29 protein-coding genes and 1 pseudogene are annotated in these 17,692 nt (G+C 55.7%); 9 read left to right on the forward strand and 21 right to left on the reverse strand.

All coding sequences use genetic code 11. From position 1 onward, the window contains the following. From tuf to GS612_RS18745, 6 genes and pseudogenes are all read left to right on the forward strand, one after another. Window positions 1-143, forward strand: a pseudogene (tuf, locus tag GS612_RS18720) (elongation factor Tu); the annotation flags it as partial. 126 nt (window positions 144-269) lie between these two features. Continuing rightward, complete coding sequence (locus tag GS612_RS18725; protein ID WP_171642360.1) at window positions 270-2,111, forward strand: amidohydrolase; 1,842 nt, start codon at window positions 270-272, stop codon at window positions 2,109-2,111. A gap of 175 nt (window positions 2,112-2,286) precedes the next feature. Next, window positions 2,287-2,601 carry a 30S ribosomal protein S10 gene (gene rpsJ, locus GS612_RS18730; protein ID WP_008756422.1) on the forward strand — a complete coding sequence of 105 codons (315 nt, stop codon included), beginning with the start codon at window positions 2,287-2,289 and terminating at the stop codon, window positions 2,599-2,601. Window positions 2,602-2,616: 15 nt separating this feature from the next. Then, window positions 2,617-3,342, forward strand: a complete 726-nt coding sequence (gene rplC / locus GS612_RS18735; RefSeq protein ID WP_152459170.1) for a 50S ribosomal protein L3 — start codon at window positions 2,617-2,619, stop codon at window positions 3,340-3,342. Next, on the forward strand, window positions 3,339-3,956 hold the full coding sequence (gene rplD, locus GS612_RS18740; RefSeq protein ID WP_171642363.1) for a 50S ribosomal protein L4: 618 nt from the start codon (window positions 3,339-3,341) through the stop codon (window positions 3,954-3,956). Before rplC ends, rplD begins: the two co-directional genes overlap by 4 nt. Continuing rightward, window positions 3,953-4,249 (forward strand): 50S ribosomal protein L23, encoded by a 297-nt coding sequence (locus tag GS612_RS18745; RefSeq protein ID WP_068348029.1) that lies wholly within the window; start codon window positions 3,953-3,955, stop codon window positions 4,247-4,249. The genes rplD and GS612_RS18745 overlap by 4 nt, the downstream gene beginning before the upstream one ends. A gap of 90 nt (window positions 4,250-4,339) precedes the next feature. On the opposite strand, the gene GS612_RS18750 is transcribed toward GS612_RS18745, so the two are convergent. Beyond that, the gene (locus GS612_RS18750; protein WP_371809363.1) at window positions 4,340-4,777 is read right to left on the reverse strand and encodes a MarR family winged helix-turn-helix transcriptional regulator; all 438 of its coding nucleotides are present in this window, start codon (window positions 4,775-4,777) and stop codon (window positions 4,340-4,342) included. A 101-nt stretch (window positions 4,778-4,878) separates the two neighbouring features. Here GS612_RS18750 and GS612_RS18755 point away from each other — a divergent pair, with 101 nt between their 5' ends. Both GS612_RS18755 and GS612_RS18760 read left to right on the forward strand, forming a co-directional pair. Then, window positions 4,879-5,301 (forward strand): YceI family protein, encoded by a 423-nt coding sequence (locus GS612_RS18755; protein ID WP_253286223.1) that lies wholly within the window; start codon window positions 4,879-4,881, stop codon window positions 5,299-5,301. Between the two features lie 197 nt (window positions 5,302-5,498). Next, window positions 5,499-6,179, forward strand: a complete 681-nt coding sequence (locus tag GS612_RS18760) for a hypothetical protein (RefSeq protein ID WP_171169125.1) — start codon at window positions 5,499-5,501, stop codon at window positions 6,177-6,179. A 216-nt stretch (window positions 6,180-6,395) separates the two neighbouring features. On the opposite strand, the gene GS612_RS18765 is transcribed toward GS612_RS18760, so the two are convergent. The 13 genes from GS612_RS18765 to rpmC form a co-directional block, all read right to left on the reverse strand. Then, complete coding sequence (locus tag GS612_RS18765; protein WP_224859333.1) at window positions 6,396-6,557, reverse strand: DUF1127 domain-containing protein; 162 nt, start codon at window positions 6,555-6,557, stop codon at window positions 6,396-6,398. Window positions 6,558-6,917: 360 nt separating this feature from the next. After that, window positions 6,918-7,301 (reverse strand): hypothetical protein, encoded by a 384-nt coding sequence (locus tag GS612_RS18770; protein WP_152459163.1) that lies wholly within the window; start codon window positions 7,299-7,301, stop codon window positions 6,918-6,920. A gap of 117 nt (window positions 7,302-7,418) precedes the next feature. After that, window positions 7,419-7,607 carry a 50S ribosomal protein L30 gene (gene rpmD, locus GS612_RS18775; protein WP_008757946.1) on the reverse strand — a complete coding sequence of 63 codons (189 nt, stop codon included), beginning with the start codon at window positions 7,605-7,607 and terminating at the stop codon, window positions 7,419-7,421. 12 nt (window positions 7,608-7,619) lie between these two features. After that, complete coding sequence (gene rpsE / locus GS612_RS18780) at window positions 7,620-8,189, reverse strand: 30S ribosomal protein S5 (RefSeq protein ID WP_039538294.1); 570 nt, start codon at window positions 8,187-8,189, stop codon at window positions 7,620-7,622. Between the two features lie 116 nt (window positions 8,190-8,305). After that, on the reverse strand, window positions 8,306-8,665 hold the full coding sequence (gene rplR, locus GS612_RS18785; protein WP_152459162.1) for a 50S ribosomal protein L18: 360 nt from the start codon (window positions 8,663-8,665) through the stop codon (window positions 8,306-8,308). A gap of 11 nt (window positions 8,666-8,676) precedes the next feature. Next, on the reverse strand, window positions 8,677-9,210 hold the full coding sequence (gene rplF, locus GS612_RS18790) for a 50S ribosomal protein L6 (RefSeq protein WP_152459161.1): 534 nt from the start codon (window positions 9,208-9,210) through the stop codon (window positions 8,677-8,679). Window positions 9,211-9,221: 11 nt separating this feature from the next. Then, a complete protein-coding gene (rpsH, locus tag GS612_RS18795; RefSeq protein WP_068340741.1) occupies window positions 9,222-9,614 on the reverse strand; it encodes a 30S ribosomal protein S8 in 393 nt (130 codons plus the stop codon). Between the two features lie 13 nt (window positions 9,615-9,627). Beyond that, complete coding sequence (gene rpsN / locus GS612_RS18800; RefSeq protein WP_010437098.1) at window positions 9,628-9,933, reverse strand: 30S ribosomal protein S14; 306 nt, start codon at window positions 9,931-9,933, stop codon at window positions 9,628-9,630. A 19-nt stretch (window positions 9,934-9,952) separates the two neighbouring features. Then, complete coding sequence (gene rplE, locus GS612_RS18805) at window positions 9,953-10,513, reverse strand: 50S ribosomal protein L5 (protein WP_152459160.1); 561 nt, start codon at window positions 10,511-10,513, stop codon at window positions 9,953-9,955. Continuing rightward, complete coding sequence (gene rplX / locus GS612_RS18810; protein ID WP_152459159.1) at window positions 10,506-10,817, reverse strand: 50S ribosomal protein L24; 312 nt, start codon at window positions 10,815-10,817, stop codon at window positions 10,506-10,508. The genes rplE and rplX overlap by 8 nt, the downstream gene beginning before the upstream one ends. A 2-nt stretch (window positions 10,818-10,819) precedes the next feature. Continuing rightward, a complete protein-coding gene (gene rplN, locus GS612_RS18815) occupies window positions 10,820-11,188 on the reverse strand; it encodes a 50S ribosomal protein L14 (protein WP_039523372.1) in 369 nt (122 codons plus the stop codon). Between the two features lie 75 nt (window positions 11,189-11,263). After that, window positions 11,264-11,494, reverse strand: a complete 231-nt coding sequence (rpsQ, locus tag GS612_RS18820) for a 30S ribosomal protein S17 (protein WP_152459158.1) — start codon at window positions 11,492-11,494, stop codon at window positions 11,264-11,266. A gap of 4 nt (window positions 11,495-11,498) precedes the next feature. Next, a complete protein-coding gene (rpmC, locus tag GS612_RS18825; RefSeq protein ID WP_093965352.1) occupies window positions 11,499-11,705 on the reverse strand; it encodes a 50S ribosomal protein L29 in 207 nt (68 codons plus the stop codon). 341 nt (window positions 11,706-12,046) lie between these two features. Between rpmC and GS612_RS18830 the strand changes: the two genes are divergently transcribed. Further along, entirely contained in the window at window positions 12,047-12,490 is a 444-nt protein-coding gene (locus GS612_RS18830) for a GFA family protein (RefSeq protein WP_171642368.1), read from the forward strand. 77 nt (window positions 12,491-12,567) lie between these two features. Here the strand turns inward: GS612_RS18830 and GS612_RS18835 are convergent, their stop codons facing one another. From GS612_RS18835 to GS612_RS18870, 7 genes are all read right to left on the reverse strand, one after another. Beyond that, window positions 12,568-13,188 (reverse strand): 2OG-Fe(II) oxygenase family protein, encoded by a 621-nt coding sequence (locus GS612_RS18835; RefSeq protein ID WP_171329111.1) that lies wholly within the window; start codon window positions 13,186-13,188, stop codon window positions 12,568-12,570. A gap of 233 nt (window positions 13,189-13,421) precedes the next feature. Beyond that, a complete protein-coding gene (rplP, locus tag GS612_RS18840) occupies window positions 13,422-13,835 on the reverse strand; it encodes a 50S ribosomal protein L16 (protein ID WP_117872242.1) in 414 nt (137 codons plus the stop codon). A gap of 12 nt (window positions 13,836-13,847) precedes the next feature. Next, complete coding sequence (gene rpsC / locus GS612_RS18845; protein ID WP_117872244.1) at window positions 13,848-14,558, reverse strand: 30S ribosomal protein S3; 711 nt, start codon at window positions 14,556-14,558, stop codon at window positions 13,848-13,850. Further along, window positions 14,558-14,938 carry a 50S ribosomal protein L22 gene (gene rplV, locus GS612_RS18850; protein WP_039538267.1) on the reverse strand — a complete coding sequence of 127 codons (381 nt, stop codon included), beginning with the start codon at window positions 14,936-14,938 and terminating at the stop codon, window positions 14,558-14,560. The genes rpsC and rplV overlap by 1 nt, the downstream gene beginning before the upstream one ends. Before the next feature lie 3 nt (window positions 14,939-14,941). Then, entirely contained in the window at window positions 14,942-15,220 is a 279-nt protein-coding gene (rpsS, locus tag GS612_RS18855) for a 30S ribosomal protein S19 (protein WP_068348022.1), read from the reverse strand. A gap of 3 nt (window positions 15,221-15,223) precedes the next feature. Next, entirely contained in the window at window positions 15,224-16,066 is an 843-nt protein-coding gene (gene rplB, locus GS612_RS18860) for a 50S ribosomal protein L2 (protein ID WP_008757664.1), read from the reverse strand. Between the two features lie 745 nt (window positions 16,067-16,811). Next, window positions 16,812-17,666, reverse strand: coding sequence for a hypothetical protein (locus GS612_RS18870; protein ID WP_171642372.1), 855 nt, complete (start codon window positions 17,664-17,666; stop codon window positions 16,812-16,814). Window positions 17,667-17,692 lie beyond the last annotated feature (26 nt).

The following is a 17,692-nucleotide window of genomic DNA, read 5'->3' on the forward strand; positions in this document are numbered from 1 at the left end:
CCGAGATGGTCATGCCCGGCGACAACGTGTCGTTCGGCGTTGAGCTGATCGCGCCCATCGCGATGGAAAACGGCCTGCGCTTCGCCATCCGCGAAGGCGGCCGCACCGTCGGCGCCGGCGTTGTGTCGAAAATCATCGAATAATTCGCGCAAGCGAATGATCAGACGGAAAGGGCGCCCCGCGGGGCGCCCTTTTTCAATTTCGGAAACGCACACCGAGATGCTACCCTTTTCCGTATTGAAACATTGCAATTCGAAAGAGGTCATAAGATGCACGTATCGGCACGTTCACTCTGTCTTGTCGCAGCAATCGCGTTTTCAGCAACCTCGGCATCGTCCCAACAAATCGCGGATCGCATTTATCTTGGCGGTCCAATTGTCACAATGAATGACGAAGGCCCATCTGCCGAAGCGGTTGCAGTCAAAGACGGGCGTATTCTGGCCGTCGGATCGCTGTCTGACCTATCTGCGTATCAAGGTGATGGAACGGAAACCTTCGATCTGAACGGACGCGCGATGCTGCCGGGCTTTGTGGACAGCCACGGGCATGTTGTCATGGGAGGTTTGCAGGCACTGTCAGCCAACCTTCTCGCGCCGCCGGATGGAGATGTCGTTGATATCGCAAGCCTGCAATCAACACTGTCCAACTGGGCCGCTGAGAATGCGGAAGCCGTTGAGCAGGTGAAAATGATCGTTGGCTTTGGTTACGACAACGCGCAGCTGAAAGAGCTGCGTCACCCGACACGGCAAGAACTGGATATGGTGTCCCAAGACTTGCCGGTCATCATCATTCATCAATCCGGGCATTTGGGGGTCGCAAATTCAAAAGCTCTGGAGTTGGCAGGTATCACCGCCACCTCAGAAGCACCTCCGGGCGGTGTGATTCAGCGCGATGAAGCTGGTGAGCCTAACGGCGTTCTGGAAGAATACGCGTTCTTTTCGGTTCTTGTTCCCATGCTTGGAAATCTGGGTGAGAAAGGCTTGGCGGCATTCGCGAAGGCCGGAACAGAGCTTTGGGCTAAGTTTGGATATACAACCGGACAAGAAGGCCGATCGTCCGGTGAGATTGTCGAGGTTCTCAGGAAAGTTGCAGCCGAAGAAGGGCTGCCCATCGATGTGGTCGCGTTTCCAGACGTTTTGGAAGCTCGGGAGTTCATCGGAGAAAACACATCAGCAGACTACGAGAACCGGGTCCGGGTTGGGGGTTGCAAGCTGACAATCGACGGTTCACCGCAGGGTTTCACAGCCTTGCGGGATCGACCCTATTACAATCCGGTTGGAAATTATGCCGCCGGGTATGCCGGATATGCCGCCATAACGATGGAGCAGCTTCAGGACGCGGTGAACTGGTGTTATGAGAACGGCTTCCAGATCCTTGTGCATTCCAACGGCGAAGGAGCATCCGATATGCTGATTGCGGCCCTTGAAGAAGCGCAGATCAAGTATGGCGACCCAGGCAACCGCCCCGTTCTGATACACGGCCAGTTTCTGAGGGAGGATCAGGTTGCCAGTTTCAAACGGCTTGGCGTGTTCCCGTCGCTTTTCCCGATGCACACGTTCTATTGGGGCGATTGGCACCGGGATCATACTGTGGGACCGGTCAATGCCGACAACATCTCACCCACGGGATGGCTGCGAGAAAGGGACATGATGTTCGGCACACATCACGATGCCCCGGTCGCGTTTCCCGACAGTATGCGGGTTCTTGCCGCGACGGTCACTCGCCGCACCCGTTCGGGCGACATATTGGGGCCGCATCAAAGGGTGGACGTCATGACTGCACTTAAGGCCATGACTATTTGGCCTGCGTGGCAGCATTTTGAGGAAAACGAGAAGGGGTCGATTGAAGTCGGAAAAGTTGCAGACTTTGTGATCTTGTCTGACGATCCTACGACGGTCGATCCAGAGACCCTAGCCGAGCTCAAAGTGCTTGTAACCGTCAAAGGTGATGAGGTTGTTTACGAAGCTGAAGAAGGTGTCAGAGAGGGAAAGATGCGTTTTTCTCCATTTTCCAGTGACCCAGTTATTGCGCATCTTTTTATGCACGCGGTTTACCAAGGAATGAAGGTCGAAAGTCCATGGTTAACCAATGGCGTTTCTGGAGGTGAATAGAAGGTTTTCATTCTGGCATTTGCCTCTTGCAAAAACGCTCAGGTCGCTATAGTACGCGCGGGTTCTCAATAAGAACATCAAGGCGGGGTGATTCCCGCCTTTTGGGTTCGATGAGGGTTGGCGATGCGCGTCTGTCCTCCTCTCAACTCCAACGCCTGAATAAAAGGCTGTTAATATGCAAAGCCAAAACATCCGTATTCGGCTGAAGGCATTTGACTATCGCGTTCTGGATGCCAGCACGCAAGAGATCGTCAACACTGCCAAGCGGACCGGCGCGAACGTGCGCGGACCGATCCCGCTGCCGAACAAGATCGAGAAGTTCACGGTTCTCCGTGGCCCTCACGTTGACAAGAAATCCCGCGACCAGTTCGAGATCCGCACGCACAAGCGTCTTCTCGACATCGTTGATCCGACCCCCCAGACCGTTGACGCGCTGATGAAGCTCGACCTCGCTGCTGGTGTGGACGTCGAGATCAAGTTGCAGTCGTAATCGGAGGGTATGAGAATGCGCTCTGGTATTATCGCAAAAAAAGTTGGCATGACCCGCCTGTTCATGGAAGACGGCAAGCAGATCCCTGTGACCGTTCTTCACCTGGACAACCTGCAGGTCGTTGCACAGCGGACCGCTGACAAAGATGGCTACACTGCCGTTCAGCTGGGCGCCGGTGCTGCCAAGGCAAAACGCACCTCGAAAGCCATGCGCGGTCACTATGCCGCTGCCAAGGTCGAGCCCAAGCGTAAGCTGGCCGAGTTCCGCGTCTCCGAAGATGGCCTGATCGAAGTGGGTGCCGAGATTTCGGCAGAACACTTCCTGGAAGGTCAGAAAGTTGACGTTTCGGGTACTTCGATCGGTAAAGGCTTTGCCGGTGCGATGAAGCGCCACAACTTCGGTGGTCTGCGCGCCTCGCACGGTGTTTCGATCAGCCACCGTTCGCACGGTTCGACCGGTCAGTGTCAGGACCCGGGCAAGGTGTTCAAAGGCAAGAAGATGGCCGGTCACATGGGTGCTGCCCGTGTAACGACCCAGAACCTGGAAGTCGTCAAAACCGACGCCGAGCGTGGTCTGGTCTTCATCAAAGGCGCCGTTCCCGGACCGAAATCGGGCTGGGTCACCGTCAAGGACGCCGTGAAGAAGAAAGCACCGGAAGGCCTGCCTTTCCCGGCTGCTGTGAAATCGGCTGCATCTGATGCACCTGCGGAAGAAGCTCCCGCGGAAGGTGGTGAAGCATGAAACTTGATGTAATCAAACTGGACGGCGGCAAAGCCGGCGACATCGAGCTGAACGCCGATCTGTTCGGTCTCGAGCCGCGTGCGGACATCCTGCACCGTGTGGTCCGTTGGCAGCGCAACAACGCGCAGGCCGGCACCCACAAGGTCAAGACCCGCTCGGAAACCAGCTACTCGACCAAGAAGATCTACCGCCAGAAGGGCACCGGTGGCGCACGCCATGGTGACCGCAACGCGCCGATCTTCCGCAAGGGTGGTATCTACAAAGGCCCGACCCCTCGTTCGCACGGCCACGACCTGCCGAAAAAGTTCCGCAAGCTTGGCCTGCGCCACGCTCTGTCGGCAAAAGCCAAAGCAGGTGAACTGGTTGTGATCGAGAACGCCGAAGCCGAAGGCAAGACCGCCGCTCTGGCCAAACAGGTTGCAAACCTGGGCTGGAAACGCGCTCTGGTCATCGACGGTACGACCGTGAACGAAGGTTTCCTGAAGGCGTCGCGCAACATCGAAGGTCTGGATATCCTGCCGTCGATGGGTGCAAACGTTTATGACATCCTCAAGCGTGACACCCTGGTGCTCACCAAAGCGGCTGTCGAAGCACTGGAGGCTCGTCTGAAATGAGCGCGAAGGCAGAACACTACGACGTGATCCGCAAGCCGATCATCACTGAAAAGTCGACCATGGCGTCCGAAAACGGCGCGGTTGTCTTTGAAGTGGCGATCGACAGCAACAAGCCGCAGATCAAAGAGGCCGTTGAGGCACTGTTTGGTGTGAAGGTCAAAGCGGTGAACACCACCGTGACCAAAGGCAAGGTCAAGCGGTTCCGCGGCCAGTTGGGCAAGCGGAAAGACGTCAAGAAGGCCTATGTGACCCTGGAAGAGGGTAACACCATCGACGTGACCACCGGTCTCTGATCGGACCCGTCGTTTAGAAAATCAGAACCCCCGCGCGAGCGGGGGTTTTTTTTTGGCACAGACTGTGTACTCTGCGCCCTTAGCGGCTTCCTATTCAGCTTGCTTGCGCGCGGTTTCGATGAAGGCCTGCCAGCCATCCGACTTGCCAAAGGTGCGCATCTTTCCGTGCAGCAAGGGGCCGTAGATTTCCCACATACGTTTTCGCAGCTCTTTCCCCTTGTCGGTGATCTTCAGGACTTTACCCCGCCGGTCACCGTCAAAGGACACAAATGTGATCAGTCCTTCTGCAACCAGGCGCCTGCTCAAATGGGACAGGTTCGATTGCTCGAATATGGTGTCCTGAGCCAGCTCGTAGGGGCGCAGTTTGCCGCCGTGCCGCTCGAGGGACCAAAGGATGTCGTACCATTTCAAAGGCGGCAGGCCAGCGTCTTTCAGGGCGGCACTGATTTCAAACTGGATGAGCCGTGTCGTCCGGTTCATTGTAACCCAGATGTCTGTTTCCAGCGATGTTGGCAGATCACTCTTCACAACTTCGTGCTCTCCTTGATTCCGATTGCGGTTTGTTGCGCGTTCAAAAAGATGAAAATTCAACTAATATCCAGCCCCTACCGGATGAAAGGAACTCAGCCATGAGCTTTAACTCTATGATCGCTGCCGTCGCCCTGACCGTTGCCGTGGCACCTGTCTGTGCGCAGACCTACAAGACTGACCAGGGGCATACAGAAGTCCGGTTCAGCTGGAGCCATGCAGGGGTGTCCACCCAGCATGGCGAATTCACCAAAGTCGAAGGTGTGCTGGATCTGAACGCGGATGATGTCGAGGCATCGACACTGAACGTGACGATCGACACAAACAGCCTGTCCTCGGGGTTTGGGCCTTTGGACGATCACCTTAAGTCGGCGGATTTTCTCGAGGTCGAAACCTATCCGGAAATCACTTTCGTCAGTACGGGAATTGAACGGACGGGCGACACCACGGCGGATGTGACCGGCGACCTGACCATTCATGGTGTAACCAAACCCGTGACTCTGCAGGCCACGTTGACTCACTAAGGCCCGCATCCGCTGGGCGGTGCCATTGAATACTATCAAGGCGACTGGGTGGCGTTCTCGGCAGAAGCTGAGATTGACCATACGGAGTTTGGCGTCGGACCATTCTCAACCGGGCCGATCACCATCCTCATCGACACCGAGATGAAGGCTGACGGGTAAGAATGGTAAGTCAGCCCGCTGGCGCTACATTGAATGCTATGGCTGACTCAAAGAACACACCGCAGCATGGAAATAAGCAGCACACATTGCTACGACGCTTGCTAGGTGGTTTCGCGACCTCGGCAGTTCAAACCGACGAGGTCGCTTTCGTCTCTGATCCAACGGCTGAACGTGAGCAGGTGCTGGCGAAGATGCGCGCGTTTAACGGTGAGCCGTATTTCCAGATAGCCGATGAAAAGCTGGGGCTCTTGTCGGTATTCGATGATCTGAAATACGATCGGGCGGATGTGGACATGATCTCTCCGGCGATGCGTAAGCATGTTGTCACCAAGCTTGGTCCGCTGGGGTTTCGACAGATTTCCGGCACGGTACTGGAGCACGTGAAAGCCGACATGCGTGTACATATTCCAAAGTTCCACGCCCTCGGCGCGTCGCCCTTTGACATTACGCGCTACACAGACAAGCGCGCTCAGGATTATTGCCTGCTGACCCCGACGCAGGTGGCTTGCCAGTTCATCGATCACTATGTGCTGGACGACGCCGTGCAGCGGATCGAAGCGCTTGTTAAAAAGCACCCAATCAATCTGCTAAAGCTGGCGGATTATCTGGAAGGCAAACCCAAGCACCGTGCGTTTCGAGAAGTTCTCGGCCATATCAAGCTCAAACAGCGGATTGCAGTGGAGTCTGAACCACTCTGCCGCAGGCGGTCTTTGGGGTAGGGCGTCAGAAGGCCAGGGGTCAGGGAAACGTATGTTGCGGGAGCCCACGGTTGGAAAGCGCCGTAGAGCCGGATTTTAGCTCCGTACAGCGGCATTGTGATCTTCAGTGGGCCTCTATCCTGCTGTTACGCGTCTACTGGTCGTGCTGTGAGCCGACGCGTGATACAAAAAAGGCGCCATTTGGCGCCTTTGTGCATTGCTGCGGATTATCCGCGATTAAGAGCAGTAAACATGTTTGTGCGCAATATCTGCGATGTCGCAGCGGCGGATGCCGATGTCATCCAGTTCGCGGTTGGTCAGGCTTTGCAGTTCGCGGTATGTGCGCTGATATTCAGCGGCCCGTTTGCGTGCGGTTTTGATCCGTTCGATCATGTCCATGATCCGGGTGCCGAAGTTGAAGCCGGTATTTGTCAGTGTTGCGGTTGTCATTTCTGTGTTCCTTTCTCAAATCAGGGCGAATTCCCTGACGTTACCTTTTGTGTTCCTTGTTTGGACAAGGCTGAGATAGGGTTAATAGTTATCGCTAACAATACAGGTTTCGGTCTAGCCGCTATGCGTTTTCGGTATGACAAAGGTTGATCGCAACGCAATACGGATCGCGCAAGACATTCGGAATATTATGTACTTGCGTCAGAAGCACTCAGAAACTGCAGTAAGGGCGCTTCTCCTCTTGAACGCAGGCCGTGTGGCAGTGCTAACACCTTGCGATAAACCTGTACGAAATGCCCTAAAAACCGACTATTTCCTAATCTTCCCCTCGTATCGCTCTTTTTGTTCATTAACCAGAATCAGTTTGCCGTTGTTCACGACGTAAAGATCAAACCGGGGGTTTTGGTATCCAATGCAACGCATCCCGTTGTCATAGAATTTGTATGAGTTTGCTTTCCATGTTTGGCCATCCCTTTTGTAGGAGTAGGTTCCGTCGGAAAAATATGTTTCTGTGTCTTTGCCAGTGTAAACGACTTTGCGTCCCGCTAGGTTGTTTTGGAGCCAGGCTGCGTTCACTTTCTGGTCGCCGTCTGAGAAATAGCTTTTCGAAAGTTTTGGAGCCTTGTTAGGGCAGGCTGCGTGCGCTGAGACACCAATGGCCGTCGCGCAAAGCGCGGATAGGAACAGTTTCATCTTTTCTCACTCTTTAATCAAAATGGATCAAAACGATACTTCAGAGGCAGTTAAACGCAAGAAAAAACGCCCCTGAAAAATATCAGGGGCGTTTCAAACTCTGCGAAGATTTAGCGATTAGCCGCGTTCTTCGATGATCTCAACCAGATGCGGGATCTTGTTGACCATGCCGCGGACCGAAGGAGTGTCTTCCAGTTCACGGGTTTTGTGCATCTTGTTCAGGCCCAGACCGATCAAGGTAGCGCGCTGTTCAGCGGGGCGGCGGATCGGGGAACCGATCTGCTTGACGACGATGGTTTTTGCCATGGGTCGCTCTCCTTATGCTTCTGCTTCAGCAGCAGCCGGTGCTTCGTCCCGCTTGGGCAGGATGTCGGCAACCTTTTTGCCACGACGTGCGGCAACCGAACGCGGGCTCTGCTCTTTTTGCAGGCCGTTGATGGTGGCGCGGATCATGTTGTACGGGTTCTGCGAGCCCAGCGACTTGGACACAACGTCCTTGACGCCCAGCATTTCGAACACGGCACGCATCGGACCACCGGCGATGATACCAGTACCTTCAGGTGCGGTACGCATAACCACTTTACCAGCGCCGTGACGGCCTTCGATATCGTGGTGCAGGGTACGACCTTCGCGCAGTTGCACGCGGATCATCTGACGCTTGGCTTGTTCGGTCGCCTTACGGATGGCTTCAGGTACTTCTTTCGCTTTACCTTTACCAAAGCCGACGCGGCCTTTCTGATCGCCGACAACCACCAGAGCGGCGAAGCCAAAGCGCTTACCACCTTTTACGGTTTTCGACACACGGTTGATCGCAACCAGGCGATCTGCAAATTCCGGTGCTTCGTCACGGTCGCGGCCACGGCCCCGACGGTTTTCACGTTCTGCCATCTTGGCATCCCTTTTCTCTAGAGGCGCTCTCGGCGCCGTTTGTTCAATCCAAGTGAGCCCCGACTAGTGCCGAGGCCCCCGGATCATCGGGGCGGATCGAAACCCGCCCGCAGGTCTTAGATCTTCAGACCACCTTCACGCGCAGCGTCGGCCAGAGCCTTCACCTTGCCGTGGAACAGGAAGCCACCACGATCGAAATAGGCCTCTTCGACGCCTGCCTTCTTGGCACGCTCTGCAATGGCCGCGCCGACTTTGGTCGCCGCATCGATGTTGTTTTTGCCAACAACGCCCAGATCCTTTTCCAGGGTCGAGGCCGAGGCCAAGGTCACGCCACGTACGTCGTCGATCAACTGAACAGAGATGTTCTTGTTCGAACGGTGTACGGACAGACGCGGACGACCCGCGTTGACCTTGCGAAGTTTGTTCCGAACGCGCAGGCGGCGCTTCAGAAACAGGGTTCTTTTGCTGTTTGCCATTGTGTTCGTCCTTACTTCTTCTTGCCTTCCTTGCGGAAGATGAACTCGCCCTTGTAGCGGATGCCTTTGCCTTTGTAAGGCTCGGGGCGGCGCCATTCGCGGATTTTGGCCGCGGTTTCGCCCACCAGCTGCTGGTCGATACCTTCCACAACGATCTCGGTCTGCTTCGGGGCGGTGATGGTGACACCTTCCGGAGCAGTGAAATCAACATCGTGGCTGTAGCCCAGGTTCAGCTTCAGGGTGTTGCCCTGCATCTGAGCCCGGTAACCAACACCCTGGATCTCCAGCTCTTTTTTGAAGCCGGTCGTCACACCGGTTACCAGGTTGGCAACCATGGTGCGGCTCATGCCCCACTGCTGGCGAGCACGCTTGGACATGCCGCGGGGGTCGATCTTGACCACGTTGTCTTCAACCGACAGCGTTACGTCGTCGGTGGCGGTAAAGCTGCGGGTGCCTTTCGGACCTTTCACTTCGATGGTCTGACCCGACACAGTGGCGGTAACGCCGCTGGGCAGCTCGACCGGTTTTTTACCAATACGAGACATTGCAGACCTCCTTAGAAGACGGTGCAGAGCACTTCGCCGCCAACATTGTTGGAGCGAGCGTTTGCGTCCGACATCACACCTTTCGGAGTGCTGACAATCGACACACCCAGACCCTGACGGACCTGCGGGATGTCATTGACGCCCATGTATACGCGACGACCGGGCTTCGAGACCCGCTTCAGTTCGCGAATGACAGGGGTGCCTTCGTAGTATTTCAGGCTGATTTCGATGGCCGGATGACCGTTTTCACCGGTCGTCTTTTCATAGCCACGGATGTAGCCTTCGTCCGCCAGCACGTCCAGAACCCAACCGCGCAGCTTGGAAGCCGGGGTGGAAACGGTGGACTTGCCGCGCATTTGCGCGTTGCGGATACGGGTGAGCATATCGCCGATAGGATCATTCATATCTATGTCTCCCTTACCAGCTCGATTTCACCATGCCGGGGATCTGACCAGCAGAACCCAGCTCGCGCAGCGCGATACGGCTGACCTTCAGCTTACGGTAGTAAGCGTGGGGACGACCGGTCAGCTGACAGCGGTTGTGCAGACGAGTGGCCGAGCTGTTGCGCGGCAGCTTCGCCAGTTTCAGACGCGCTTTGAAGCGCTCTTCCATCGGCTTGCTCTCGTCATTCGCGATTTCTTTCAGCTCGGCACGCTTTGCGGCATATTTGGCCACCAGGCGTTCGCGCTTCTTTTCGCGTTCGATCATTGCTTTTTTAGCCATGTCTCAATCCTCCCGGCGCTTATGCGTTGAACGGCATGTTGAACGCTTTCAACAGTGCCTTTGCTTCAGCGTCGGTTTTCGCTGTGGTGGCAATTACGATATCCATGCCCCAGACCTCGTCGACCTTGTCGAAATCGATTTCCGGGAAAACGATGTGCTCTTTCATGCCCATGGCAAAGTTGCCCTGACCATCGAAAGAAGGTTTTACACCGCGGAAGTCACGCACGCGCGGCAGCGCGATGGTGATCAGACGATCCAGGAATTCGTACATCCGGTCACCACGCAGGGTCACTTTCGCGCCCAGCGGCATGTCCTCACGGACGCGGAAGCCCGCGATCGACTTCTTCGCCTTGGTTGCAACGGCCTTTTGACCGGCAATTGCAGTCAGATCCTCGACCGCAGCTTTCGCTTTCTTCGAGTCTTTGACGGCCTCGGCACCACAGCCGATGTTCAGAACGATCTTCTCCAGCTTGGGCAGCTGCATGTCGTTCTTGTAACCGAACTCTTCTTTCAGAGCGGCACGGATGGTTTCAACGTACTGAGTTTTCAGACGCGGGGTGTAGGTTGCGTTATCAAGCATCGATCACGTCCCCTGTGGTCTTGGCGAAGCGGACCTTCTTGTCACCTTCCATGCGGAAGCCAACGCGGGTCGCTTTGCCGTTCTTGTCCAGCAGTGCCAGGTTCGACAGGTCGATCGGGTTTGCCTGAGGCAGACGACCACCTTGCGAGTTCTGCGACTGGCGGGTGTGACGGATGGCGATGTTGATGCCATCAACAACAGCTTTTCCGGCTTTGGGGTCAACCGAGGAAATGGTGCCCTCTTTGCCCTTGTCCTTGCCGGCCAGCACGACGACCTTGTCGCCTTTGCGGAGTTTAGCAGCCATGATTACAGCACCTCCGGAGCCAGCGAGATGATTTTCATGAAGTTCTTGCCGCGCAGTTCGCGAACAACGGGGCCAAAGATACGGGTACCGATCGGCTCGTTGTTGTTGTTCAGGATGACGGCGGCGTTGCGATCGAAACGGATCGCGGTGCCGTCTTCGCGACGGACTTCCTTGGCGGTGCGCACGACGACGGCCTTGCGGACGTCACCTTTCTTCACGCGGCCGCGCGGGATGGCTTCCTTCACCGAGACGACAATGATGTCGCCGACGGAGGCGTATTTACGCTTGGAACCACCCAGGACCTTGATGCACTGAACTCGGCGAGCGCCGGAGTTGTCAGCGACATCCAGATTGGTCTGCATCTGGATCATGTGGTTTCTCCCGACCTGTGGGGGCTGGTCTTGTTAATTCCCCCAGGGTTTCGACAAATGGAAAGGTCTGGGGGCTTACGCCTCCAGAACCTCCCAACGTTTCGTCTTCGATTTCGGCGCGCATTCGATGATGCGTACAGTGTCGCCGACCTTGAAGGCGTTCTTTTCGTCATGAGCCCGGTATTTCTTGGACTTACGAACGGTTTTGTGCAGCAGCGGGTGCTTGAAACGGCGTTCAACCGAAACAGTCACGGTCTGCTCGTTGGCGTCGCTGGTTACTACTCCGGACAGGATACGCTTGGGCATGGGATTACTCCTCCGATGCCGCAGCAGCGGCCTTTTCGTTCAGAATGGTTTTGACGCGGGCAGCATTGCGGCGGGCCGCCTTGATGCCGGCAGTGTTTTCCAGCTGACCGGTTGCCTGTTGAAAGCGCAGGTTAAAGCTTTCTTTCTTCAGGTTGGCCAGTTCCTCGCGGAGCTGGTCCGGGGTCTTTTCACGCAGTTCTTGGGCGTTCATCGCCTTTTTCCTTTGCTCAAAACACCAGAAGGCCCCGTACACGGGTCACCTTGGACCTGGTGGATGAATGATAGACATGCGAATCGCCCGACAACGCCGGGCGACACGCAGGATGCCGCCGTATAAGGGTTTAGGGAGTGGGGGGCAAGGGAAAGTTTGACGTCTTCTTGATGGCGAGGGAATTGGATGCTCCCGGTCGCCGAACGGGTTACCAATCACGAAACTTCCGCGAAGTTATCCTCATCCAAATTCAGGCCAAGGTCTGTATTGCCAATGGGCCGCGTTCGGCGCCCAATAGAACAGGCCCACAAAGGTCTGAAGTTCACAGAGGAGGTAAGAAAATGACCAGCCCTTATTCAGGAGGATGTGAACACGTCAAGATAGTCGCAACGGAAGAACCGATAGACAACCATGAATGCCACTGTGATGTCTGTAAGTCCGTGACCGGACAGCACACAACCCATGTTGCGTTCTTTAACTACACAGACCTGTCAGCAGACCCAGAAGATAAGATGAACCGTCAACCATTCAACGCCAACAATCCCGATGGCCCTTTAGAGCTTTGCACCTGTTCTGAGTGCGGGGCCGCGCTGATGCTGGATGATAAGCAAAAACGCATACGCGTGGCTGTACCCAACGTGATGGGGTATGATGACAGCAAGTTTCCTGCAGCGACTTACCACGCGTTTTACGATGACAGCAAAGGGTACCCCAAGCCTGATGACGGACGACCGGTATATGAAGCGTTCCGTCCAGAATTTTCTTGGCCTTCACCTGCCGCCTGACAGGACTTTCGTTCATTCTGGGCGGAGTGCCAACGGTGTTCGCCGGCATTCAAGATGCCGTTATTCGGTGGGAGCGTTCAGTCCCACCGATAGTTAAAACTGACCGATATCCGCTCTTCCTCGGCCATGTTCATCGGGACCTCGTGGCGAAGCCAGCTTTCCCAAAGCAGGACATCCCCCACCTGCGGTTTCATGTAGATGAATGGCTGCAAATCCCGCCGCCCGCCTTTCAGGCGCGTCGGCGCGGCCATCATGCGGCCTGAACGGGGGTCCTCCAGTTTCAGCGCGCTCGCCCCTTCGGGCATCGCTACATACGTCGTGCCCGAGATCACACTGTGCGGGTGCAGGTGGCTGGAGTGCATGCCACCCTCGGGCAGGATGTTGATCCACAGGTCTTCCAGTTTCAACGCGCCTTCGCCCAGATCAAACTCCAGATCCTTGGCAAAGGCCGCCACGTGCTGATCAAGTACCTTCACCAGATCGGCGAAGATCGGGAAGCGCCAGGGCAGGTCGGTCAGCGAGGCATAGCTGGTGTAGCCGGGATAGCCGTTTTCCTCACACCATTGTTGCCCGGCCTCGTCATCTTCGGCGATGACAAGGCAGGAGTTTTCCAACTCTTCCGCATCGATCGCGGGACCGAACTCGGACAGGGCTGCGCGATAAAGACGGGTTACGAAGAGTGATTCAATCTGTGCCATAGCGCCCTCTTAACCCAGCCTCATCGCGATTGCGATGGCTCTTTTGCGAGGCTCTGCCTCGCGCTCCGGGATATTTTTTGCCAGATGAAATCCGGATCCCCTGCTTCATCTGGCCATAATAATCCCGGGGGAGTCGCGGCTTGCCGCGGCGGGGGCAGCGCCCCCAAATGATAACCCCCGCCGGTTTCCCGACAGGGGTCAATTTTGTCACGAACGGGAAAACCCCGGATCGCTTACCAGTCTTCGCGAACCACGACGCGGGTCTTGATCGGCAGCTTCATCGCGGCCAGGCGCAGGGCCTCGCGGGCGATGTCGTCATTGACGCCGTCGATCTCGAACATCACGCGGCCGGGCTTGACCTTGCAAACCCAGCGGTCCACCGAACCCTTACCTTTACCCATACGAACTTCGATCGGCTTTGCAGTGACCGGAGTGTCGGGGAAGATACGGATCCAGACACGACCCTGACGTTTCATGTGACGGGTCATGGCACGACGTGCAGCTTCGATCTGACGTGCGGTGACGCGCTCGGGCTGCAAGGCTTTCAAACCGTAGGTGCCAAAGTTCAGATCAGAGCCGCCTTTGGCTTCGCCCTTGATCCGGCCTTTGTGCATCTTACGGAATTTAGTACGCTTTGGTTGAAGCATATCTTTCCCTCCTTAGCGACGACCGCCACCAGCACCACGAGGTGCAGGGCCGTCCTGGAGTTCCTGTGCTTTACGGTCACGTGCCTGCGGATCGTGCTCCATGATCTCACCTTTGAAGATCCAGACCTTGATCCCGATGATCCCGTAAGGAGTCATCGCTTCGGCATGTGCGTAATCGATGTCGGCACGCAGGGTATGCAGAGGCACGCGGCCTTCGCGATACCATTCGGTCCGTGCGATTTCGGCGCCGCCCAGACGGCCAGCGACGTTCACCCGGATACCCAGGGCGCCCATGCGCATGGCGTTCTGAACCGAGCGCTTCATTGCGCGACGGAACGAAACACGACGTTCCAGCTGCTGAGCGATCGACTCGGCAACCAGCTGCGCGTCAAGCTCGGGCTTGCGCACTTCGACGATGTTCAGGTGCAGTTCGCTGTCGGTCATACCAGCAAGCTTTTTGCGCAGAACTTCGATGTCTGCACCTTTCTTGCCGATGATGACACCCGGACGTGCGGTGTGGATCGTTACGCGGCACTTCTTGTGCGGACGTTCGATGATCACACGTGCAACACCGGCCTGCTTGCACTCTTTCTGAATGAACTCACGGATCTTGATGTCTTCCAGCAGAAGATCACCGTAATCCTTGGTGTCAGCGTACCAGCGGCTGTCCCAGGTGCGGTTGACCTGCAGGCGCATGCCGATCGGATTGACTTTATGTCCCATTAGGCTTGCTCCTCAACTTGACGCACCTTGATGGTGATCTCCGAGAACGGCTTCATGATCTTGCCGAAACGGCCGCGGGCACGCGGGCGACCGCGCTTCATGACCAGGTTCTTGCCAACCCAAGCTTCGGCGACGATCAGTTCGTCAACGTCCAGGTTGTGGTTGTTTTCGGCATTCGCGATTGCGGACTGCAGGCACTTCTTGACGTCCTGCGCGACACGCTTGTTCGAGAAAGTCAGGTCGGTCAGAGCCTTCTCGACTTTCTTGCCGCGGATCATTTGCGCAACCAGGTTCAGTTTCTGCGGGCTGGTGCGAAGCATGCGAGTTTTCGCCATTGCTTCGTTTTCAGCCACGCGGCGGGGGTTCTTTTCCTTGCCCATGACTTACTTCCGCTTCGCTTTTTTGTCTGCGGCGTGACCATAGTAGGTACGAGTTGGCGAGTATTCACCGAACTTCTGACCAATCATGTCTTCCGTGACGTTTACCGGGATATGCTTCTGGCCATTGTACACACCAAAGGTCAGACCCACGAACTGGGGCAGAATGGTGGAACGACGCGACCAGATCTTGATGACTTCGTTGCGGCCCGACTCGCGCGCTGCTTCGGCTTTTTTCAGCACATAAGCATCGACGAAAGGACCCTTCCAAACAGAGCGAGACATAGATTAACGTCCCTTCTTCTTGGCGTGCCGCGAGCGGATGATCAGCTTCTGGGACGCTTTGTTCTTGTTGCGGGTACGCTTACCCTTGGTGTCCTTACCCCACGGTGTAACCGGTGTACGGCCACCCGAGGTACGACCTTCACCACCACCGTGCGGGTGATCGATCGGGTTCATTGCAACACCACGAACCGACGGACGAACGCCTTTGTGGCGCATACGACCGGCTTTACCGAGGTTCTGGTTCGAGTTGTCGGGGTTGGACACGGCACCAACGGTGGCCATGCATTCCTGACGGACCATGCGCAGCTCGCCCGAGCTCAGACGGATCTGAGCGTAGCCGCCATCGCGACCAACGAACTGAGCGTAAGTACCGGCCGCACGTGCGATCTGACCGCCTTTGCCAGGCTTCATCTCGATGTTGTGGACAATGGTACCGATCGGCATGCCCGAGAACGGCATTGCGTTGCCCGGCTTGATGTCGGCCTTGGCAGATGCCACGACTTTGTCACCAACAGCCAGACGCTGCGGAGCCAGGATATAGGCCTGCTCGCCGTCTTCGTATTTTACCAGTGCGATGAATGCGGTCCGGTTCGGGTCGTATTCGATCCGCTCGACGGTTGCCGCGACATCAAATTTGTTCCGTTTGAAGTCAACGATCCGGTAGAGACGCTTTGCGCCACCGCCGCGGCGGCGTGAAGTGATCCGTCCGGTGTTGTTCCGGCCGCCCGATTTGGTCAAACCCTCAGTGAGAGACTTGACCGGACGTCCTTTCCAAAGCTCCGAACGGTCGATCAGCACCAGCCCGCGCTGGCCCGGCGTCGTCGGCTTGTACGACTTGAGTGCCATGCTTTCTGTCTTCCGTTTAGCAAGTGCGAGGGGGTTCCCCGCTATGTGAGAGGCCCCCGTAGGTGCCAAGGGTATAGGGCCCCGAAGGTCCCCGGTTCAAAATATCTAAGGCCCCGGAACGAATCCGAGGCCGCAAGATTGGGTGCATCTAGCAGTGTTGGGGCCGGGTGACAAGAGAGAGTGTCAAACTAATTCTGTGGCCGTGAAAACCGCACCCTGGCCAAACGCGTTGTGGTTTATGGCCCGGATGTTAAATCCAGAAATGCACGAACTGTTGCTGGAACTCTCAGAGCGTGAACAGGGCCTGACAGAAAAGGTTGAAATCGCTTCCTTTGAACTTTGGTGCAGTGAGCCCCGATCGGTAGGCTCGGAGGCCGGGTTTATTGGTGTGGGGTCGGAAGGTTTCGCGGAAGCCGATCTGGCAAGGTGCTGCCCCTGCAATCAGTCCAATGTATTTTATGTTGAGGCGCTGCTGCTTGGCGGCCGCATTCATGAGCGGGCTGGGGAAGCATCCGACCGATTGGCCGTATTCGTCAGTCCATCGCGATATTCGTGCAGGTCGGGTTGATCCGGAATGGAGTGGTGTGGTCACCGATGGCGCGTTCGGAGAGCCGTAGGATGGGGTTTCACCCCATCATTTGAGAGGTTGGAGTTTGGAAGAGGTTTGGTGCGCGGGAACAAATCGTGCGGGTGTTCGGGTATGATCGTTGGGTAAGTGATGGGGTGAAACCCCATCCTATGCTTGCTAAAATGGGATCGCACTGAGTACTGATCTTCTGAAGATCGACTGAGCAGCGCGCGAATTCGCGCGCCTTCCATTCAGTCTAATATGCACGTGCAAAGGTGACTTTTCTTCGATTTCAAACTCGAATTCGTCGCCATATTGGATTCCATCTACAAAATCACGAATTCCGTTTTCAACTTGAGTCACGCCAATGCCCCTTACACAGGCTAAGGCTGAGTCATCACCGAGCTTGCTAAAGGTAATTTTCTCTTGCTGGTTGCGATATAGGAACTGATTTCTCTCGGCATCACGGTCCGATGCAGAATTGGAGATTGATCGTTCTAAACGATCTAAACGTTCCAATATGATTTCACTCGCTGGCAGTTTAGTGCTTTCGACATCAGGGATGTGGAAAGGACCAAGTTGCCCAATAAAACTTTTGTCTTTGCCATGCTTGGCAGTGTTTTTTAATGTCTTCGTCAACTCCGCCTTGAATTTTTCCATCGCTGGGTGACGCAAATCTCTAGGGTATTCAATGTACCTATTAGGTGCAGTATCAAACGGATATGCAGTTTTATCGTCTTTGATGATAACCGTCGGCAGCTGAGTTGCCATACGTATTCCCAATTCAAAAAACACGTTAGGATTGCGACCGCTCACATCGCATATGATAACTCTGTCGTTGTAGATATTTTGAAGTATCTCTTTGTGAATCAAGTTTGACTCAAAGGTGTCACTCACCAGTCTTGCCGAAAACCCAGCTTCGTTGGCAGCGCTTTCTAGGATATCCAACACGTCCGCCCAATGGGATGAAGGACGCCCATCGCACTCGGATATTGGCATCACGATGCCACAAACTTCCTTTTTATCGACCAACTCACATACTCCACTCTGTGTGTGCT

It is taken from the genome of Ruegeria sp. HKCCD6157 (genome assembly GCF_013110685.1).
GTDB lineage: Bacteria > Pseudomonadota > Alphaproteobacteria > Rhodobacterales > Rhodobacteraceae > Ruegeria.

Bases quoted from the DNA above. Each gene is read 5' to 3' on its own strand.
- GS612_RS18755 (WP_253286223.1), top strand. From the start codon at position 4,879: ATGAGCTTTAACTCTATGATCGCTGCCGTCGCCCTGACCGTTGCCGTG.
- rplD (WP_171642363.1), top strand. From the start codon at position 3,339: ATGAAACTTGATGTAATCAAACTGGACGGCGGCAAAGCCGGCGACATC.
- GS612_RS18765 (WP_224859333.1), bottom strand. From the start codon at position 6,557: ATGGACATGATCGAACGGATCAAAACCGCACGCAAACGGGCCGCTGAA.
- rplF (WP_152459161.1), bottom strand. From the start codon at position 9,210: ATGTCTCGTATTGGTAAAAAACCGGTCGAGCTGCCCAGCGGCGTTACC.
- rpsS (WP_068348022.1), bottom strand. From the start codon at position 15,220: ATGTCTCGCTCTGTTTGGAAGGGTCCTTTCGTCGATGCTTATGTGCTG.
- rplB (WP_008757664.1), bottom strand. From the start codon at position 16,066: ATGGCACTCAAGTCGTACAAGCCGACGACGCCGGGCCAGCGCGGGCTG.
- rplN (WP_039523372.1), bottom strand. From the start codon at position 11,188: ATGATCCAGATGCAGACCAATCTGGATGTCGCTGACAACTCCGGCGCT.
- GS612_RS18745 (WP_068348029.1), top strand. From the start codon at position 3,953: ATGAGCGCGAAGGCAGAACACTACGACGTGATCCGCAAGCCGATCATC.
- GS612_RS18770 (WP_152459163.1), bottom strand. From the start codon at position 7,301: ATGAAACTGTTCCTATCCGCGCTTTGCGCGACGGCCATTGGTGTCTCA.
- rpmC (WP_093965352.1), bottom strand. From the start codon at position 11,705: ATGAACGCCCAAGAACTGCGTGAAAAGACCCCGGACCAGCTCCGCGAG.
- rplE (WP_152459160.1), bottom strand. From the start codon at position 10,513: ATGCTTGATAACGCAACCTACACCCCGCGTCTGAAAACTCAGTACGTT.
- rplC (WP_152459170.1), top strand. From the start codon at position 2,617: ATGCGCTCTGGTATTATCGCAAAAAAAGTTGGCATGACCCGCCTGTTC.
- rpsN (WP_010437098.1), bottom strand. From the start codon at position 9,933: ATGGCTAAAAAAGCAATGATCGAACGCGAAAAGAAGCGCGAACGCCTG.
- rplP (WP_117872242.1), bottom strand. From the start codon at position 13,835: ATGCTTCAACCAAAGCGTACTAAATTCCGTAAGATGCACAAAGGCCGG.
- rpsJ (WP_008756422.1), top strand. From the start codon at position 2,287: ATGCAAAGCCAAAACATCCGTATTCGGCTGAAGGCATTTGACTATCGC.
- rpsE (WP_039538294.1), bottom strand. From the start codon at position 8,189: ATGGCAGAACGTGAAAACCGTCGGGGCCGTGGCCGCGACCGTGACGAA.
- rpsH (WP_068340741.1), bottom strand. From the start codon at position 9,614: ATGAATGATCCTATCGGCGATATGCTCACCCGTATCCGCAACGCGCAA.
- rplV (WP_039538267.1), bottom strand. From the start codon at position 14,938: ATGGGCAAGGAAAAGAACCCCCGCCGCGTGGCTGAAAACGAAGCAATG.
- rpmD (WP_008757946.1), bottom strand. From the start codon at position 7,607: ATGGCAAAAACCATCGTCGTCAAGCAGATCGGTTCCCCGATCCGCCGC.
- GS612_RS18725 (WP_171642360.1), top strand. From the start codon at position 270: ATGCACGTATCGGCACGTTCACTCTGTCTTGTCGCAGCAATCGCGTTT.
- GS612_RS18830 (WP_171642368.1), top strand. From the start codon at position 12,047: ATGACCAGCCCTTATTCAGGAGGATGTGAACACGTCAAGATAGTCGCA.
- rplR (WP_152459162.1), bottom strand. From the start codon at position 8,665: ATGGCAAACAGCAAAAGAACCCTGTTTCTGAAGCGCCGCCTGCGCGTT.
- GS612_RS18835 (WP_171329111.1), bottom strand. From the start codon at position 13,188: ATGGCACAGATTGAATCACTCTTCGTAACCCGTCTTTATCGCGCAGCC.
- GS612_RS18760 (WP_171169125.1), top strand. From the start codon at position 5,499: ATGGCTGACTCAAAGAACACACCGCAGCATGGAAATAAGCAGCACACA.
- rpsQ (WP_152459158.1), bottom strand. From the start codon at position 11,494: ATGCCCAAGCGTATCCTGTCCGGAGTAGTAACCAGCGACGCCAACGAG.
- rpsC (WP_117872244.1), bottom strand. From the start codon at position 14,558: ATGGGACATAAAGTCAATCCGATCGGCATGCGCCTGCAGGTCAACCGC.
- rplX (WP_152459159.1), bottom strand. From the start codon at position 10,817: ATGGCTGCTAAACTCCGCAAAGGCGACAAGGTCGTCGTGCTGGCCGGC.